Origin of the sequence: Bradyrhizobium sp. SZCCHNR1017 (genome assembly GCF_032381375.1) — a bacterium.
Lineage (GTDB): Bacteria > Pseudomonadota > Alphaproteobacteria > Rhizobiales > Xanthobacteraceae > Bradyrhizobium.
Map to the genome: position 1 here is coordinate 41,632 of NZ_JAUHIR010000012.1, position 17,582 is coordinate 59,213.

16 protein-coding genes and 1 riboswitch are annotated in these 17,582 nt (G+C 66.0%); of the genes, 8 read left to right on the plus strand and 8 right to left on the minus strand.

Translation table 11 applies throughout. The annotated features are described in order from the left end of the window. Positions 1 to 39: 39 nt before the first annotated feature. Positions 40 to 834: an ATP-binding cassette domain-containing protein gene (locus tag QW863_RS25860; protein ID WP_315769253.1), complete on the plus strand. Its 795-nt coding sequence runs from the start codon at positions 40 to 42 to the stop codon at positions 832 to 834. Beyond that, on the plus strand, positions 831 to 2,387 hold the full coding sequence (locus QW863_RS25865; RefSeq protein ID WP_315769080.1) for a glycine betaine ABC transporter substrate-binding protein: 1,557 nt from the start codon (positions 831 to 833) through the stop codon (positions 2,385 to 2,387). The genes QW863_RS25860 and QW863_RS25865 overlap by 4 nt, the downstream gene beginning before the upstream one ends. A 133-nt stretch (positions 2,388 to 2,520) precedes the next feature. Here the strand turns inward: QW863_RS25865 and QW863_RS25870 are convergent, their stop codons facing one another. Next, entirely contained in the window at positions 2,521 to 2,718 is a 198-nt protein-coding gene (locus QW863_RS25870) for a transposase (RefSeq protein ID WP_409977969.1), read from the minus strand. 158 nt (positions 2,719 to 2,876) lie between these two features. Further along, positions 2,877 to 3,587 (minus strand): glutamine amidotransferase-related protein, encoded by a 711-nt coding sequence (locus QW863_RS25875; RefSeq protein WP_315752753.1) that lies wholly within the window; start codon positions 3,585 to 3,587, stop codon positions 2,877 to 2,879. Between the two features lie 80 nt (positions 3,588 to 3,667). Between QW863_RS25875 and QW863_RS25880 the strand changes: the two genes are divergently transcribed. After that, positions 3,668 to 4,546 (plus strand): LysR family transcriptional regulator, encoded by an 879-nt coding sequence (locus QW863_RS25880; protein WP_315769082.1) that lies wholly within the window; start codon positions 3,668 to 3,670, stop codon positions 4,544 to 4,546. A gap of 86 nt (positions 4,547 to 4,632) precedes the next feature. On the opposite strand, the gene QW863_RS25885 is transcribed toward QW863_RS25880, so the two are convergent. The 3 genes from QW863_RS25885 to QW863_RS25895 all read right to left on the minus strand — a co-directional run bounded on the left by QW863_RS25885 (position 4,633) and on the right by QW863_RS25895 (position 7,988). Next, positions 4,633 to 5,028 (minus strand): rhodanese-like domain-containing protein, encoded by a 396-nt coding sequence (locus tag QW863_RS25885; RefSeq protein ID WP_315713332.1) that lies wholly within the window; start codon positions 5,026 to 5,028, stop codon positions 4,633 to 4,635. 126 nt (positions 5,029 to 5,154) lie between these two features. Further along, on the minus strand, positions 5,155 to 6,864 hold the full coding sequence (locus QW863_RS25890; protein ID WP_315769085.1) for a sulfatase-like hydrolase/transferase: 1,710 nt from the start codon (positions 6,862 to 6,864) through the stop codon (positions 5,155 to 5,157). Between the two features lie 191 nt (positions 6,865 to 7,055). After that, the gene (locus tag QW863_RS25895) at positions 7,056 to 7,988 is read right to left on the minus strand and encodes a DUF2380 domain-containing protein (RefSeq protein ID WP_315769087.1); all 933 of its coding nucleotides are present in this window, start codon (positions 7,986 to 7,988) and stop codon (positions 7,056 to 7,058) included. 189 nt (positions 7,989 to 8,177) lie between these two features. Here QW863_RS25895 and QW863_RS25900 point away from each other — a divergent pair, with 189 nt between their 5' ends. Both QW863_RS25900 and QW863_RS25905 read left to right on the plus strand, forming a co-directional pair. Next, positions 8,178 to 9,584, plus strand: coding sequence for a sensor histidine kinase (locus tag QW863_RS25900; protein ID WP_315769255.1), 1,407 nt, complete (start codon positions 8,178 to 8,180; stop codon positions 9,582 to 9,584). Further along, complete coding sequence (locus tag QW863_RS25905; RefSeq protein ID WP_315769257.1) at positions 9,581 to 10,222, plus strand: response regulator transcription factor; 642 nt, start codon at positions 9,581 to 9,583, stop codon at positions 10,220 to 10,222. Before QW863_RS25900 ends, QW863_RS25905 begins: the two co-directional genes overlap by 4 nt. 17 nt (positions 10,223 to 10,239) lie before the next feature. Here QW863_RS25905 and QW863_RS25910 read toward each other — a convergent pair whose 3' ends face one another. Further along, entirely contained in the window at positions 10,240 to 10,545 is a 306-nt protein-coding gene (locus QW863_RS25910; protein WP_315769089.1) for a hypothetical protein, read from the minus strand. Then, positions 10,545 to 11,402: an SDR family oxidoreductase gene (locus QW863_RS25915; protein WP_315769091.1), complete on the minus strand. Its 858-nt coding sequence runs from the start codon at positions 11,400 to 11,402 to the stop codon at positions 10,545 to 10,547. The genes QW863_RS25910 and QW863_RS25915 overlap by 1 nt, the downstream gene beginning before the upstream one ends. Positions 11,403 to 11,945: 543 nt before the next feature. Here QW863_RS25915 and QW863_RS25920 point away from each other — a divergent pair. From QW863_RS25920 to QW863_RS25930, 3 genes are all read left to right on the plus strand, one after another. Then, positions 11,946 to 13,058, plus strand: a complete 1,113-nt coding sequence (locus QW863_RS25920; RefSeq protein WP_315752746.1) for a DUF2336 domain-containing protein — start codon at positions 11,946 to 11,948, stop codon at positions 13,056 to 13,058. Positions 13,059 to 13,329: 271 nt separating this feature from the next. Beyond that, positions 13,330 to 13,548: riboswitch (cobalamin riboswitch) on the plus strand. Positions 13,549 to 13,643: 95 nt separating this feature from the next. Next, a complete protein-coding gene (locus QW863_RS25925) occupies positions 13,644 to 15,719 on the plus strand; it encodes a TonB-dependent receptor plug domain-containing protein (RefSeq protein WP_315769093.1) in 2,076 nt (691 codons plus the stop codon). 75 nt (positions 15,720 to 15,794) lie between these two features. Continuing rightward, entirely contained in the window at positions 15,795 to 16,373 is a 579-nt protein-coding gene (locus QW863_RS25930; protein ID WP_315769095.1) for a hypothetical protein, read from the plus strand. A gap of 85 nt (positions 16,374 to 16,458) precedes the next feature. On the opposite strand, the gene ilvC is transcribed toward QW863_RS25930, so the two are convergent. Next, positions 16,459 to 17,478: a ketol-acid reductoisomerase gene (gene ilvC / locus QW863_RS25935; RefSeq protein ID WP_315713342.1), complete on the minus strand. Its 1,020-nt coding sequence runs from the start codon at positions 17,476 to 17,478 to the stop codon at positions 16,459 to 16,461. Between the last annotated feature and the right edge of the window lie 104 nt (positions 17,479 to 17,582).

Here is a 17,582-nt window from a genome sequence, read left to right on the forward strand (position 1 = left end):
CTTAAGGCCAACCCTAAGGCCAACATTCCGCAAGGCCGCATGCCGCGCACGCCGTTCATCGTCTACACCAACGTCCGCAAGAGTTTCCCCGGCCCGGCAGGCGCCGTGACCGCGGTCGACGGCGTCTCGCTGGAGATCGCCGAGGGTGAGTTCCTGGCGATCGTGGGCGGCTCCGGCTCGGGCAAGACCACATTGCTGCGGCTCACCAACCGCCTGATCGAGCTGGACGGCGGCGCGATCCGGATTGCTGGCGACGATATCGCCGGCCTCGATCCTGTCAGCCTGCGTCGCCGGGTTGGCACCGTGTTCCAGAACGGGGCGCTGTTTCCGCACATGACGGTTGCCGCCAATATCGGCATCACCCCCAGGCTGCTCGGTACGCCCGCGAACGAGATCGCCGCCCGTGTCGACGAGCTGCTCGACCTCGTGCGGCTCGACCGCAAGGCGCATCGCGACCGGCTGCCGCACGAGCTCTCGGGCGGCCAGCGCCAGCGCGTCGGCGTCGCCCGCGCGCTCGCGGCGCGGCCGAAGATCGTGCTGATGGACGAGCCGTTCGGCGCGCTCGATCCGCTGACGCGTGATGCGCTCGGCAGCGACTACCGCGCCCTGCATGAGCAGTTCGCGCTGACCACGATCATGATCACGCACGACATCACCGAGGCGCTGCTGCTCGCCGACCGCATCGCGGTGATGCGCGGCGGACGCCTGATCGAGATCGGCACGCCGGCCGAGCTCGCGGCCAGCCGCGAACCCTACGTGACGGAGCTGATGACGACGCCGCGCCGGCAGGCGGCGCGGCTGGCCGCGCTGCTGCCCGAAAGCGGCACAGCATGAGCGCACTGTCCGATCCACGCTTCACCGAGGCGCTGTCGCATCTCACGGATTATCTCGGCAGCCATCTGCGCGTGAGCCTCGCCGCGCTGGCGCTCGGCCTTGCCGTGAGCTTTCCGCTGGCGCTGCTCGCGCGCAATCGCCCTGCCCTGCGCAATCTGCTGCTCGGCGTCGCCAGCGTGGTGCAGACGGTGCCGGGACTGGCGCTGCTGGCGCTGTTCTATCCGCTGCTCCTGGCGCTGACGGCACTCACCTTGCGCTGGTTCGGGCTTTCGTTCTCGGCCTTCGGCTTCCTGCCGGCCATGCTGGCGCTGGCGCTCTATTCGATGCTGCCGGTGCTGCGCAACACCATCACCGGGCTGAACGGCGTCGACGCAAGCCTGATCGAGGCCGCCAAAGGCGTCGGGATGACCGAGCGCCAGGCGCTGACGATGGTGGAACTGCCGCTGGCGCTGCCGGTGATCATGGCCGGCATCCGCACCGCTGCGGTGTGGGTGATCGGCACCGCGACCTTGTCGACACCGATCGGCCAGACCTCGCTCGGCAACTACATCTTTGCAGGTTTGCAGACCCAGAACTGGGTGCTGGTCGTGTTCGGCTGCATTGCCGCCGCCGTGCTGGCGCTTGCCATCGATCAGTTGCTGGCGCTGATCGAGGATGGCCTGCGCAGGCGCAGCCGTGCCCGTGTCGGGCTTGGCACCGCAACCATCGCGCTCATGGTCGGCGCGAGTCTCCTGCCCTCGCTGGCCGGCGGCTCGGCACGCTACGTGATCGGCGCCAAGACGTTTACCGAGCAATATGTGCTGTCGGCCTTGATCAGCGAGCGGCTGCAGGCAGCCGGTCTCTCGGCGACGACACGCGCCGGGCTTGGCTCCAGCGTGATCTATGAGGCACTGAAGAACGGCGACATCGACGCCTACGTCGATTACTCCGGCACGCTGTGGACCAACCAGTTTCACCACAAGGAGCAGTTGCCGCGCGCCGCGCTGCTCGATGCACTGAAGCAGGATCTCGCCAAGGACAAGGTCACCCTGCTCGGCGAGCTCGGCTTCGAGAATGCCTACGCGCTGGTGATGCCGCGCAAGACGGCCGAGGCGCTCGGCATCCGCTCGATCGCCGACCTCGCGCGCCACGCCAGCGACATGTCGATCGCCGGCGACTACGAGTTCTTCTCGCGCCCGGAATGGGCGGCCCTGCGCGACGCCTATGGCCTCGCCTTCCGCGCCCAGCGCCAGATGCAGCCCGACTTCATGTATGCCGCCGCCGCCTCCGGCGAGGTCGACGTCATCGCCGGCTACACCAGCGACGGCCTGATCGCGAAATATGATCTCGTCGTGCTCGACGATCCCAAGCAGGCGATCCCGCCTTACGACGCGATCCTGCTGCTGTCGCCGAAGCGTGCCGAGGACCGCGCGTTGCAGGATGCGTTACGACCGCTGCTCGGCCGCATCGACATCGCGACCATGCAGCAGGCCAATCTGCGCGCCTCCGGCAGTGACGCGGAGTCCTCGCCGCCGGCGGTGGCGCGCTGGCTGTGGAGCAAGATGTCGAAGTAGGCCCCACAGTCTCGCCGCGTCATTGTGAGCGCAGCGAAGCAATCCAGGGCGTCACGAGGACTCTGGATTGCTTCGGCTCGCTCGCAATGACGGTGGTGGTTGGCGCAACCTCCACACGCACTAGGGTCAGGACTCATTGATCGAGCCAGAAGATAACAGTTGCCGCGATACAGATGGCGCTGAAGAATGTGTGAGCGCAGCGGTCGTAACGCATGGAGAGACGTCGCCAGTCCTTAAGTCCGGCGAACATATTCTCGACCTTGTGACGCTGCCGATACAGGGATTTGCAATATGTTAGGGCGATCTGCGCCCAGCCCGCGGCGGAATGCAAGGCTCTATTCCTCGCTTAGCGAGAGCCGCTCGGAAGGCATCGCTGTCATAGCCCCTTGTCGGCGATCAGAGTCTCAGCCTCTGGCAAGCGAGGAGAGACCAGAGCCGCACCTTACGATATTGCGTCGAACGGATTGCCGACATCGCGAGAACCGCACCTCATCGGTTAGATTCCATCGCAGCCCTCATAAACTCCAGGATCACCGGGTGAGGCTGGGTGATGCTCGAAGTCAGCTGAGGTACATAGAGAGTAGCAATGAAGAAGCGATGCGCAGGGATAGTCAGAATCCTCGCTTCGCCGGATGCGTCCGTGCCAATGATTCTCAATCCTGCGTCATGTAGCTTCTGCTGATGCTCCGGGTTCAGTCCGAAATTGCAGTAGTACTGCTCGCGTGGATTCTTCCCCCCGTAGATCGCATCTGCGAGGCTGCCCGGCTCGATTTTGACTTCCATCGTCTGCCCCACGAGCGAGCACGATAATGGTGTGATGAAGAGGTTGGAGGCGTAGGGATCATATTCGGCGTGCGCGGCGTCTTCGAAGCCCATGACATTGCGACTGTATTCGATCACAACGTGCTGGCAGCCCCCGCAAGTCCCCAAGAGCGGAACGCCGCTCTCGCGCGCGTAACGAATTGCATTGATGGCTCCGAGAAGGCTCTTGTATGGGCTCCCGGGAACAATCCAGATCGCATCAAAACGCCGAAGCTGTTCGGCTGCCCCGGCCTCCAGCTGGACGGTTGAGATCCATTCCGCCGTAATTCGTCCCTCCAGCGTCAGCCGAGCATGCTCAATCGCATCGTTGGTTGCGGTGTGAGGCAGGAAGGAAGGGGTGAATTCGCCAACAAGCGCAATCGCTATGGCGTCGGACATGATCGCTCTCCGGCTGTAGTTCCGCCTTGTAAGAGCATGCCGGTCATGTATATGTAAAATTACTTCGACAGCAGCTGCATATGACAATTACTAATATATCTCTCGCTCACCTTCGGGTGCTCAGCAGCGTCGTGGATTGCGGCACCTTCTCGGCTGCAGCCACAGAGATCGGCCTCACCCAGTCAGGGGTCAGCCAAAGCATCAAGCATTTAGAGGCGGTATTGGGCGGGCAGCTGCTTATAAGGCATCGTGACGGAATCAGAATCACCGAACTTGGTCGGGCAGTGCTCGCCGACGCCCGGGCTGCACTTCAAGCCGTCGAACGCATTCGACAAACCTGCAGCGCGGTCAATGGATTGCTCGCGGGGCATATACGCATCGGCAGTGTATCGAGCGTTGCAGCGCGGCTTCTGCCGGCTCGACTCGCGGAGTTCAAAAGGATGTACCCACGCATCACGGTCAGTCTGATCGAGGGGACCGATGCGGAAGTTTGCGAATGGGTTGAGAAAGACATCATTGATCTCGGCCTGACGGGAGAGACGACGCCGGCGGTGCAGCCCATCGTCATCATGGAGGATGAATTTGTTGTCGTCGTCGCATCAGACCATCGTCTTGCCAGCCGGGGGCAAATTAGCCTGACAGATGCGGCCGACGAGCCATTTTTGATGTCCGCGTCCGGCTGCGAGCCCGCCATTCGTCAAATATTCGATCAAGCTAAGATCAATCCGCCGATTGTGCTGCGGGTGCGAGATGCCGAAGCGCTCGTAAACATGGTCAGCCAAGATATCGGCATAACCATCATGCCACAGCTCGCCATTCCCGCCGATAGCAGGGCCATTGCACAGATTTCCATTAAACCGCGTCGTAGGCGTCAAGTCTTTGCGATCACGAGAAGTGGCGCTCCCAAAGTGCCGGCGGCAGAGAGATTGAAGGCCATGCTTTCGAATACGAAAGGTTGAAGCCGGCCATCTCCCTGTGGGATTGAGCCGCTCGCCCGAGCGTTCTGTCGGTTAAATGGGTCCTGACCCTAGTGAGCAGTTTACGCTTACATCCCCGGTTCGATCGGCTTCTCCACCGCGCCGCCATTGTCGGCCCAGTCCTTGAAGCCGCCCACGTTGAACACCTTGTCGTAGCCGAGGTCTTTCAGCGCCTTGCCCGCCAGCGCGGCACGGCCGCCGGAGGCGCAGTACAGAATGACGCTCTTGTCTTTGCTAAAATTCTTGTCGTGATAGGGCGAGTCCGGATCGGCGCGAAATTCGAGCATGCCGCGCGAGACGTGGTGCGCGCCTTCGATCTTGCCGCTCTTCTCGACCTCCGGCGCATCGCGCACGTCGAGGACGAGCGTGTTGCCCTTGCCGATCATCGCCTGCGCCTCGGCCGGCGTGATCTTGGGGACCACCGCGTTGGCGGCGGCCATCAGTTCCTTGACGGATGTGGACATGTCGAACCTCTCGCTTACACGGAGCGCACGGGGTAGCCCAACGCGGCCGTCCCGACAATCCTCCCATGGAATGACGGATCGATCGCAATCCCGTGAAGCCACCGACCCGTCGCGGGCGGTGAGAGTCTAGAGCCCCCGGATCAGCTCGGCGTCGATCAGCATGCGGTTGAACCGGCGCGCCTCGGCGCCGTCGCCGCAGGCGTAGAACACGCCCTTGCAGCGGAGCATGATGTCCTTCTGCTCGGCGAAGGACGGATCGAGCGGAATGCCGGCCGCCTCCAAGGTGACCAGCGGCAGATAGGCGGCGTCGATCCGGTCCATCACGACCGCGCTCTGGCGCGGCTCGAAATTGACGGCATCGACGGCGTAATAGGTCTGATAATAGCGCGGATCATAGCTTTCGAGCTTCTCGCCGATGCCGGCCTCGTCGAGTTTGGGATCGAGAATGTGCGGCGAGAACTCCGGCTGGTGATCGCCGTAGCGCACGATCAGGAACGGCTGGTCGCCGAAGCGCTTCTTCAGGCTGGCGAGGAAGCGCTGATAGTCCGTCGCGCTCATCGCCTGGCGGCGCAGATACTCATCGATCGAAGGCACGTTGCCGGGCGCGCGCCAGGATGGCGTCAGGTCGGGCCGGAACGTCGTCTCCCACGGGAAATGGTTGGCGGCGAGATAGACGAACATGAACAGCGGCTTTCCGCGCGGCCGGTGCTGCATCAGATCGAGCGCGGCATCGTAGAAGAAGCCGTCGGGCTCGACGCCCTTGGCGCCGAGATCGCGCGCGTCGAGGAAGCGGTCGACGCCGACCGTGGTCTGGAAGCTGCGCGCGCTCATGAAGGCGCCCTGCGCGGGATACAGCGACACCGTGTCGTAGCCGCAATTGCGCAGCGCCAGCGGCAGGCCGCGCTCGACCCGGCCGGACGCGATCCGCGTCACGAAATAGGCGAAGCGGCCGAACGAGCGCGACGACAGGCCGGCGAGCACGTTGTACTCGGTGAACCAGCTCGGCCCGCCATTGCTCTCGGCCATGAACTGCCGCGCCTTGCCGTCGAACGACTTGAAATGGCTGCCATAGCCCGCTGGTACCTTGATGCCTGGCGCCGAGCGGATGTCGAAGCTGGATTCGTCGTGGATCAGCACGATGTTCGGCCGGCGCGCGGCCGGATGACAGGAATCCGGGACAAAGGCAGCCAGACTTCGATCAGCGGTGGCGTCGGATTCCATGAAGCCGTTGGCGAGGAAGTCCGACACCGCCGTGACGCCGGAGCGGGCGAATTTCGACAGATAGCCGTCGTCATAATAGCCACGCCAGGTCTCGTCGCGCCAGTTGAGCGAATACAACGTGAGCGCAGCAAGGCAGGCGAGCTTGCCGGCCAGCGCCGGCAGCCGCGCGACCCGGAACGGGTCGGCCCACCACAGCAGCCCCATCAGCGGCAGCACGACGGCGGCCGCCACCAGCACCGACAGCTTCAGGTTCGGGAAGATCGTGAACAGGAACGCCGCGCTGTCGTGGTCGATCAGCATCACGTCGACGAAGTTCGCCGTCATCTGGACCACGGCGTGCTTGAGCTGCGACAGCAGCACCAGCACCACGACCATGGTCAGCGCCAGCGCGCCGGACACCGCAGGCCGCCGCAGCAGCACCAGCCAGAAGCCGTTCAGGATGCCCCAGGCCAGCACGAAGCCGAGCCGCGAGCCGAAATCGGTCTCGGTGTGCAGCATCAGGGCCAGCGCCGCGACATGCGGCGCGGCGACGGCGGACAGCCGGACCGCCGCGGAGCGCGTTGCGCTCGCCGCGGCGAGCGTGGTGATCGGTTGGTCGTTCGGGGTCAGTGACATCAGGCGATCGAAAGCAGGCGCCCTTCGCCGGCGTATGCCGACAGATCAAGGAAGGCTATCCTGTCATCCGACCGTAATGAAATCGTCACAAATCACAACAGCCCGGATTTGCACGGAGGGCGGCGTGTCGTCTCACGCCGCGACGAGAGGTGGCATCACTGCCGTCCTCGCGTACCGATCCTCGCCCTTTTTCAATTCTGGGCGCCGGTCTCGAGCAGCCGCTCGCGCACCAGGCGCACCGCGCCGCGGCTCCAGGAATAATTGGCGCCGAGGCGCAATCCGCTATCGCCGGCGACGACGAGCGCGCCACTGTCGGCCTGGCGGACACGAAAGCCGATGATGTATTCGGTGCGGCCGATCCGCCTCACGATGCCGAGCAGCGATTGCTGGGCGCCGAGCGCGCGGGCCACCCGCGCCTCGCAATCGTCGCACTCGCGCACCGGCTGCCCCGGCTTGATCTCGCCGGCCGCGTCCACCAGGCGATAGCGCCCGGACTGTGCCAGCAGCTGCCGCACCGCGTCGGTCGTCTCCTGCAGCCCCTTCTGGTCGGATTCGGTCTCGCCGAGCGCGGCGCCCGCGCTGGTGTCGTCGAGCTCGAACGGCAGCAGCGCCAGCCGGATCGGCTCCGGCGGCGCCAGTGCGTCACGGACCTGGCGCGAGACGAACATCTCGGCGCGCTGCCAAGCCTCGTCATTGTCGCCGCGGAAGGTGAAGATCTTGTCGAACAGGACCCGATGGGAGGCGACGTCGATGGCCGATGCGCGCGCCCACTGCACCAGGGTGGAGAGCTTCTGGACTCCGCCGGTGATCACGACGGTGGCGCCGGCCGCGGCCGCCATCTGCAGCCGGGCCTCCGGGGACGCATCGGTCGGACAGGACGGTGCGCAGGACGGGCTGACCGGCCGCAGCCGCGCGTCGGCGGCGACATCGCGGCGGAGCGCGGCGATGAACGCATCCAGCCGCCGCTGATGCGCGGCGGTCTGATCGACCGGCTCGCCGGACGTGTCGAGATAGCTGAAATCGTCGACCAGCACGGCCGGGACATCGCCGGAGGCGGCGCGGACCGGGCCGGCCGCGAAAGCAAGCGCGAGAACGAGACAACGGACGACGCGACGGTTCGACATGGGATCCCCCTGCAACGATGTCTGGCGGTCGGAAGCTAGACGCCGCCGTGCCATCGCCGCAGCGGCCACGGTCCCGGCGCGGCACGGGAAAAATTCACGACCGCACCGTCCACCGGGCCGCGGCGCTTTTGGCCCGGACGGTTCTGCCGTTAAATGCCGGCCGGCTGGGCTGTCATGGACACACCGAAGATGTGGACCCGCTACGACCTCAAATACCGCCTGACCCTGCGGATCTCGGTGGTCTCGGCGCTCTGCTTCACGGCGATCTGCGCCTATGTGCTGTTCGACATCGACCACTCGGTGCATGTGCGCAATGAGCGGATCGCCGAGATCACGGCCCGGACTCTGCAATTGCAGCAAAGCAAGATGCATTGGGTCGCCAGTCCGCCGGCCGGCTTTCCCGACCTCGATGCGGTCGCGGCGGCGGCGATGCGACCGGGCCTGTGCATCGCCTATCGCGGCGTCGACGGCGCGATCGTGCAGCGCATCTGCGGCGGCGCCGAGGCGCAGACGGACGATCCGCCCCGCGCCTTCGCGATGCTGTATCGGCGACTGTTCGATCCGGGCCGCGAAGCGGCACGGCCGGTCAGGTTTCGCGACGAAACGACGGGCGATGCCGTCGTCTGGATCGACGCCGGCGTCATGACCGCGGACGCCTGGCGCGAGCTCAGCCGGCTGCTGCCGGTGCTCGGGACGGCGCTGGTGCTGCTGTGCGCGCTGGCCTACGCCGCGCTGGCCCGCGCGCTGCGCCCCACCCGGCTGATCTGCGCCGGGCTGGAGCGGATCGCCGCCAACGATCTGTCGGCGCGGCTGCCGCCGTTCGACCTCGCCGAGCTCTCGGCGATCCGCGCTGCCTTCAACCAGCTCGCCGAGGGGCTGCAGACGGCGCTGGCCCAGCGCGGCGAATTGACCCGGCGCCTGATCGCCTTGGAGGACGACGAGCGCCGCCACCTGGCGCGCGAGCTGCATGACGAATTCGGCCAGTCGCTGGCGGCGATCCGGGCGCTCGCGGCGTCGATCCGTCACAGCGCGGCGCAGGATTGCCCCGCTCTGGTCGGCGAATGCGACGGCATCGCGCGCACCGCGAGCGACATGATGGAGCAGTTGCGCGGCGCGCTGATGCGGCTGCGCCCGCCTGACGTCGACGAGCTCGGCCTCGCCGGCAGCCTGGAGGGCCTCGTCGCCGGCTGGAACAGGCGCCAGCACGGCCGCACCGTTTTCGAGATCAGCCTGTCGGGCGACGTCGACCGACTGCCGGGCATCATCGCCACCAATATCTACCGCATCGCACAGGAGGCGCTCACCAATGCCGTCAAGCACGCCGACGCGACGCGGGTGCGGTTGCAATTGACGCTTCAGGACGGGCCGGTCAGCGCGACCCTGCTCACCGTCGAAGACGACGGTCTTCTCGGCGAAGCTCCCGACAAGCCGGGCATGGGCCTGCTCGGCATGGGCGAGCGCGTCGCCTCCATGGGAGGCCAGATGAGCTTCGCCGCCACCTCCGGCGGCGCGCGCCTCCACGTCGAGATTCCGGTCCCGGCCCTGCCCGGCCTCTCGCCTGCGCCGACCCAGCCGGAAACGGCATGCGCGGCATGACGACGCCCGCCGGCACCATCCTGCTGGTCGACGACCATGCCGTGGTCCGCGAGGGCTACAGGTCGATGCTGCAGAAGCAGCCGGGGCTGCGCGTGGTCGCCGAAGCCGCCGATGGCGCCGAAGCCTACCGGCTGTTCAAGGAGGTCAGGCCCGATCTCGTCATCATGGACCTGACCATGCCGGGCGTCGGCGGCATCGAGGGCATCCGCCGCATCCGGCAATGGGATCGCAGCGCGCGCATCCTCGTCTTCACCATGCATGAGAATGCCGGCTTCGCGGTGCAGGCGATCCGCGCCGGCGCCCGCGGCTACGTCACCAAGAGCAGCCCGCCGGAGACGCTCGTGCGCGCCGTCATGGACGTGCTCGCCGGCCGCATCGCGATCAGCCCCGACATCGATCACGAGCTCGCGCTCAGCCGCCTCGCCGGCGAGCGCGCGGCCGCCGACGTCCTGTCCGCGCGCGAGTTCGAGGTGATGCAGATGCTGCTCGCCGAACGCACCACCGACGAGATCGCGTCAGCGTTGCATCTCAGCCCGAAGACGGTTGCCAACCTGCACTCGCTGATCAAGGACAAGCTCGGCGTGGCCAGCGACATCGAGCTGGTGCGGCTGGCGCTGCGGCAGGGCCTGCTGACCTGAGCCCGCAGGCTCACATCTCAGCAAGGATTTTCAGGGTCGCCCTGCGGCGTCGCTGCCGCTTCCGGCGCCGTGACCGGATCGTCGATCAGGTGAAATGCACGCCCGAGCCGGCGCTGCACGCTCATCACGGCGCGGTCGACGTCGCTGATCAGGCTGTCGCCGAGAACGACGTGCGGGATCTCCCAGTTGCGGCCGCTGCGCACGTCGAGCGCATGAACGGCCGGCACGCGCGCCGTCTCGCAGCCCGGCTGCGCGCGAAGTTCCTCCTCGACCAGGCGGGTCAGCTCCGCCTGGGTCTTGCCGATGGTCGTCATCGCCGGCATCAGGGTCTGGTCGCGGGCATCAGGCCGAGCCGCTTGGCGATGATGCGATCGACGGTCCGTTTCGGAAGCACCCGCACGATCCATTGCCTCATGGAATCGGGTGCGATCTCGTAGCGCACCTTGGGCGCCGGCAAGGTCAAGGCGTCGGCCACCCGCGCGGCGATGGTCTCGGCCGGCAGCCCGGTCTTGCCGAGTTGAAGCATGAAGGCGCGGATCTTCTGCAGCGCCGGGAAGAACGGCGAGGCCTGATACGGCGACAGGTCGACTTCGTCGGCCTTGGCCCAGATCGGCGTCTTCACCGCGCCCGGCGCGATGACGATGACGTCGATCCCGAACAGCATCAGCTCACGGCGCAGGCTCTCGGACAGCCCTTCGATCGCATGCTTGGAGGTCGAATAGGGCGCCATCAGCGGGTTGCCGTTGCGGCCCGCGACTGAGCTGATCATCACGATCCGGCCGCGCTCTCCTGTCATGGCTGGATCGGCCCCGAGCAGCGGCGCGAACGCCTGGGTCGCGATGACCGGGCCGATGACGTTGACCTCCATCTGATGGCGGAACTGCGCGATCGGCAGCTCCGTCACGGGACCGGCGACGGCGATGCCGGCATTGTTGACGAGACCGGCGAGCGTCTCGCCCTTGAGCGCCGCTCGTACCTCGCCGGCGGCAGCCTTCACCGCCGCCTCGTCGGTCACATCGAACAGCAGCGGCATGAAGTTGGCGCCGAGCTCGCTGCGCAGACGGTCCGCGTCGGCCTGCTTGCGAACGCTGCCGAACACGCGAAAGCCGCGCGCGAGCAGGAGCTTCGAACAGGCGAACCCGATCCCGGTGGATGCGCCGGTGATGACGACGGATTTCATGGTGACCTCAACGATTTGCGCAGCGATTATCGCACGAGATGCGGCAGGATGCTGGCGCTGATTTTTCGCGCGAGGTCATCGCCCGCCGAGCCTGCCCCGGAACATCGGGTGACACTACGCACCGCACGGCGCGTCGGCAAAATGGCCGCGGCAAGAATGGGATTTAAGTTTCAAGGCTTGGGAGGATGACAGCTGACGTGAGATCGAGGGCAGCGAGCAAATTGGATGAAGGAAGGTTTGTGACCTTATGGGATCATTAACCTTTCCGCTTCGCTGGCCTGTCGTCGCCGCGTCTGCGGGGAGGTCTTCGCACCTCATTGCATCGATCGTCCGGCGAATCTCCGGAAGACCGGGCTCCAGCCCGTCATCCCCGCTATATGTATCGCCTTAATTTTCCGTATCCGTGTTTCTCCGGAGTACTACGCCTTCGGCCCCTAACGCATTGTTATCGCCCGTGCCGAAAACTGCTCAGGCCGAAAGCCTTGCAGCGGATCACAATCGCGTTGCTGTCGCTCCGGCAATCCGGGACAAACGAGCGCGATCGTGTCACAGCCAGAACAGCTTCCGCCTTCAGAAGACTCCATCATCACCGAACTCGAAGAGGCCGTCCGCAGCGGCACCTCGGCGAAGCGCGTCAACACGCTGCGCCAAGTCACCAACCTGTTCCTGCATGACGGCGAACGCCTCAGCGAGGACCAGATCAAGGTATTCGACAACGTGCTGTGCATGCTGGTCTCGCGGGTCGAGACCCGCGCGCGGGCCGAGCTCAGCAAGCATCTCGCGCCGGTCGACTACGCGCCCGTCGAATTGATCCAGCAGCTCGCCCGCGACGACGAAATCTCGGTGGCCGAGAACGTGCTGATGCACTCGAGCCGGCTCACCGAGCATACGCTGGTGGAGGTCGCGGCGACCAAGGGCCAGGATCACCTGATGGCGATCTCCAGCCGTCCGCATCTGACCGAGGCGGTGACCGACATCATCGTCGACCGCGGCGAGCGCCGGGTGATCCGCAAGCTCGCCAACAACCAGACCGCGCGCTTCTCCGAGTCCGGCTATTCCGGGATGATGGCGCATGCCGAGGACGACGACGAATTGTCCGAGATCATCGGGCTGCGCGTCGACCTGCCCACCAAGCACCTGCGCGACCTCCTGCGCCGCGCGACCGAAGCCGTGCGCGCCAGGCTGATGGCCTCGGCGCCGCCGGCGTTGCAACAGGAGATCAAGAAGATCCTCAAGGCGATCGCCGACGTTGCGCGCAGCGACGGCGGCCTGGTCGGGCGCGACTTCACGCTGGCCGAAGAGGCCGTCAAGCGCATGAAGGGGCTGAACGAGCTCAACGATGCCGCCATCGCCTTCTTCGCCGAGACCCGCCGCTTCGGCGAGGTTTCCGCCGCACTCGGCCTGCTCAACAACGTCCCGACCGAGATGATGGCCAAGGTGCTCGAAGGCCCGCGCACCGACATCGTGCTGATCCCCTGCCGTGCCGCCGGGCTGGCCTGGTCGGTGGTGGCGAAAATCCTGACCCACCGGCCGATCAAGCACGCCATCGACAGCGACACGCTCAAGCTCGCGGAACGCGACTACGGCCGCCTGTCGCTCGACACCGCCCAGCGCACGCTGCGATTCTGGATGGTGCACAACAAGGTCGAGAAGTGAGCGGGTGCTCACAAGACGCAATCCTCATCAGCAACGACTCGCACTCCGCTGTCGTCCCTGCGAACGCAGGGACCCATACCGCGTGATGTGAATTGGCGGAAAATGTCTTGATCGTCGTCCTTCGCCACACGACCGCCGGTGGCTATAGGTCACTGCGTTCGCAGGGACGACGGCTATGGCTGTCGCAGGCGGCCGGGCATCACCAAGCCGACCGGCCAGCGTTATCGCCAGGAGATCGCCGGGCGCCGGATTGACTTTGGTGCGCCCGCACTCCTACGGTGATCGCGACGGTGCCCCTCGACCGGGGCTCAAAAGGGAATGCGGTGCCGGATGCGTCTCGCAAGGGACGTGACTGAAGGCCGCAGCTGCCCCCGCAACTGTAAGCGGCGAATCTCGCGTCAAAGGCCACTGGGAAATCTCGGTCCCGGGAAGGCGACGTGGAGGTGACGACCCGCGAGCCAGGAGACCTGCCGTCAGCCGTGGTCACACGCGAGGATGCCGGTCGGGGCGTTATTGGCATCGTTTTCAGGCAGGCCTGCAAAGGGCTGCATGAGACCTCGTTCGCGGTGACGTGCCACTGACGTCATGCCGAGGTTCCTCGTGTCCCCCGTTCCCTATGCCAGGCGCAGTCGCGCCCTTCTGTCGTCGTTCTGCGTCCTCTCGTCATTCGCCCTGCTCGGCCCCTCGCCCACAGCAGCGCAGCAATCCGCCTCCCCCGACCTTCTGCCCCCGGTTGAGGTCGACCCGCCGCGCGAGCCGATCGCTCAAAAACCAGCCATCCCCCGCAGAACCGGCAACGCCCCGCATCAGCAGGTGCCGGCGGCAAAGCCGGCCGCGCCAGCCGGAACCCCCGTCGCCGTCAGCCCGACCGGCGTCGTCACGCCAGTGGCCCACGTCGCGAATGCGATCACCGTGGTGACCGACAAGGACATCGCCGCGCAGCAGGCCCGCACCGTGCCGGACATCCTGAGCACGATCCCCGGATTGAACGTGGTGCAGGCCGGCGGCCCGGGCGGCCAGACCAACGTCTTCATGCGCGGCACCAACGCCAATCACACCAAGCTCTTCATCGACGGCATCGACGTCGGCGATGTCACCAACGGCAATGGCGCGTTCGATTTCGCGCATCTGCTCGCCGCCGACATCCAGCAGTTCGAGGTGCTGCGCGGGCCGCAGAGCGGGCTCTACGGCTCGGATGCGATCGGCGGGGTGATCTCGGTGATCACGCGCAAGGGCGAGGGCCCGGCGCGCGCGACCGCCTCGGTCGAGAGCGGCTCGTTCAAGACCTTCAACCAGTCAGCCGGCGTCAGCGGCTCACAAAACAATGTCAACTACGCGATCAATGTCGCGCATCTGCACGCCGGCGACGTTCCGGTGACCCCGTGGCAGCTGCTGCCTGCGGGGCAGAAGGCCATCGGCAATGCCTACGACAACGTCACCGCCTCGGCCAAGCTGGGCGTCGACCTCAACGAGGCCTGGACGCTGAACTCGGTGGTTCGATACACCGACGCGACGCTGCTGTTCACCGGCGACAGCGGCTTTCCGAGCTTTCCCGACGCGGCCCAGAGCAACCACGCCGTCCACCAGCTTGCGACACGCCAGGAAGCCGTGTGGTCGCTGCTCGGCGGCCGCATCCGGAACTACTTCGGCGTCAACTATGTGAACGACCGGTCGTCCGACCTGACGGCTGGCAATCCGGTGGCAGCGGTCGCGACCGGCGAGCGCATCAAGTATGACTGGCACGCGGTGACCGAGCTCGCGCCGCATAACAATCTCGTCGTCGGCGCGGAGCAGCAGACCGAGCGGCTGAAGACCGCCGACCTCTCGGCCGAGAATGGCAACAAGGCCGGCTTCGTCGAGCTGCAGACCGAGTTCGTGAAGCGCTGGTTCGTGGTGGCGAGCCTGCGCAACGACGTCAACGACCAGTTCGGCGGCCATGGCACCTACCGGATCGCGCCGGCGGTGATCCTGCCGGTGACCGAGACCAAGCTGAAGGCGAGCTACGGCACCGGCTTCAAGGCACCGACCCTGAGCCAGTTGCACCAGGATTTTCCGGCGTTCAACTTCTTCGCCAATCCCAACCTCCGGCCGGAGCAGAGCACCGGCTACGACGCCGGCTTCGAGCAGCCGCTGTTCGACGATCGTCTCCGCTTCGGCGCGACCTACTTCCACAACAGCATCACCGACTTGATCAATTTCAACGCGACCTTCACCTCCTACGCCAATGTCGGCCTCGCCACCACCGAAGGCACCGAGAGCTTCGTGACCGCTGATCTCACCGACCGGATCTCGCTGCGTGCGGACTACACGTTCACCCGCGCGGTCGATGCGGCCACCGGCCTGCAGCTGTTGCGGCGGCCGAAGGAGAAATGGAGCGCCACCGCGACATGGGCGCCGATCGATGCGCTGACGCTGTCAGCGACGCTGCTGCACATCGGCGACTGGCTCGACGTCAGCCGCGACGGCATGATCACCGGCCTCGTCGCGCCCGGCTATACGGTCGTCAACCTGCGCAGCGACTACGCGCTGTCCGACCAGGTCAAGCTGTTCGGCCGGATCGACAACCTCTTCAACCATCACTACCAGAACCCGACCGGATTCCTCGCGCCGGGCTTCGGCGTGTTCGGCGGCATCCGGGTGGCGAGCTTCGGCGTGCAGTGACGCTGCCGACCAACCTCCCGGCGGCTGACAGAAGCTGCCGAAATGGACTACAATCGCAACAGAAGGAGATGTTCCATGACTCTCGACGTCCTCGCCCGGTCTGGTACCGAGGCTCGCCTCGCGCCCGTTCCGCAACGGCATGCCGCTGCGTTCTGCTTCGCGCTGCTGACAGGGGCCTGCGCGCTGGCGAGCTTCGTGTTCGCCTGCGCGACGCCGTTTGCGGCCTTCGCCGTGATCGCCGCCGCCATGCTGCCGCTGCGCGCGGCGCTGCCGGTGATGCTCGGCGCCTGGCTGGTCAACCAGGGCATCGGCTTCGGCGCGCTGCACTATCCGGTCGATGCCAACACGCTGGCCTGGGGCGCCATGATCGGCGTGGCGGCGCTCAGCGCCACCGTTGTGGCCCGCATGGCCCTGGCGACCTTGCGCACAGCACCAGCGACGGTCGCGCTTGCCGTCGCGCTCCCCAGTGCCTACGCCGCCTATGAGCTGGTGCTGCTGGCCGCCACGCCCGCACTCGGCGGCGCCGCGAGCTTCGCGCTCCCGATCGTCGCCCGCCTCGGCCTGACCAGCGCCGCCTGGCTGGTCGGCCTCGTCGCCATCAGCGAGATCGTCCGCCTGCTGACGCCGGTGGCGTCGCGCCGCGCGGCGTCCTGAACGCGCCGGCGGACCTTCAACGACCCCAAACAAAAACGGCGGGCCTCTGCCCGCCGTTTTCATTTCTCGGTTTCGCCGCAAGACCTCAGTTCTTCGACTTGTCGACCAGCGCGCCCTTCTTGATCCAGGGCATCATGTCGCGCAGGCGGGCGCCGACTTCCTCGATCGGGTGCTGGGCAAGCTTGGCGCGGGTCGCCTTGAACGAGGTCTGGTTGACCTTGTTCTCCAGCATCCAGTCGCGCGCGAAGCGGCCTGACTGGATGTCGTCGAGCACGCGCTTCATCTCGGCCTTGGTTTCCGGCGTGATGATGCGCGGCCCGGTGACGTACTCGCCGTATTCGGCGGTGTTGGAGATCGAGTAGTTCATGTTGGCGATGCCGCCTTCATAGATCAGGTCGACGATCAGCTTGACCTCGTGCAGGCACTCGAAATAGGCCATCTCCGGCGCGTAGCCGGCCTCGGTCAGCGTCTCGTAGCCGGCCTTGATCAGCTCGACCAGGCCGCCGCACAGCACCGCCTGTTCGCCGAACAGGTCGGTCTCGCACTCTTCCTTGAACGTGGTCTCGATGATGCCGGCGCGGCCGCCGCCGATCGCCGAGGCGTAGGACAGGCCGAGGTCATGGGCATTGCCCGAGGAGTCCTTGGCGATCGCGATCAGGCAGGGCACGCCGCCGCCGCGCTGGTACTCCGAGCGGACGGTATGGCCGGGGCCCTTCGGCGCGATCATCAGCACGTCGAGATCGGCGCGCGGATCGAGCAGGTTGAAGTGGACGTTGAGGCCGTGCGCGAACACCAGCGCGGCGCCCTGCTTCATGTTGTCGTGCAGGTGCTCGCGGTAGATGTCGCCCTGCAGCTCGTCCGGGGTCAGCATCATCACGAGGTCGGCCCACTTCGCGGCCTCGGCGACTTCCATCACCTTGAAGCCGGCGCCTTCGGCCTTCTTGGCGGAGGCCGAGCCCTTGCGCAGCGCGATCGCGACGTCCTTGACGCCGGAATCCTTCAGGTTGAGCGCGTGGGCGTGGCCCTGGCTGCCATAGCCGACGATGACGACCTTCTTGCCCTTGATCAGGTTCAGATCGGCGTCGCGATCGTAGTAGACACGCATTGTCGTTTCCTCTTTGAGATGGCCGGAATTGGCTGGAAAGTCAGACGCTTGGGTGAGGCACGGGCGGCTGCGCCCGGACGAAATCCGGCCCGTGTCTAGAGCAT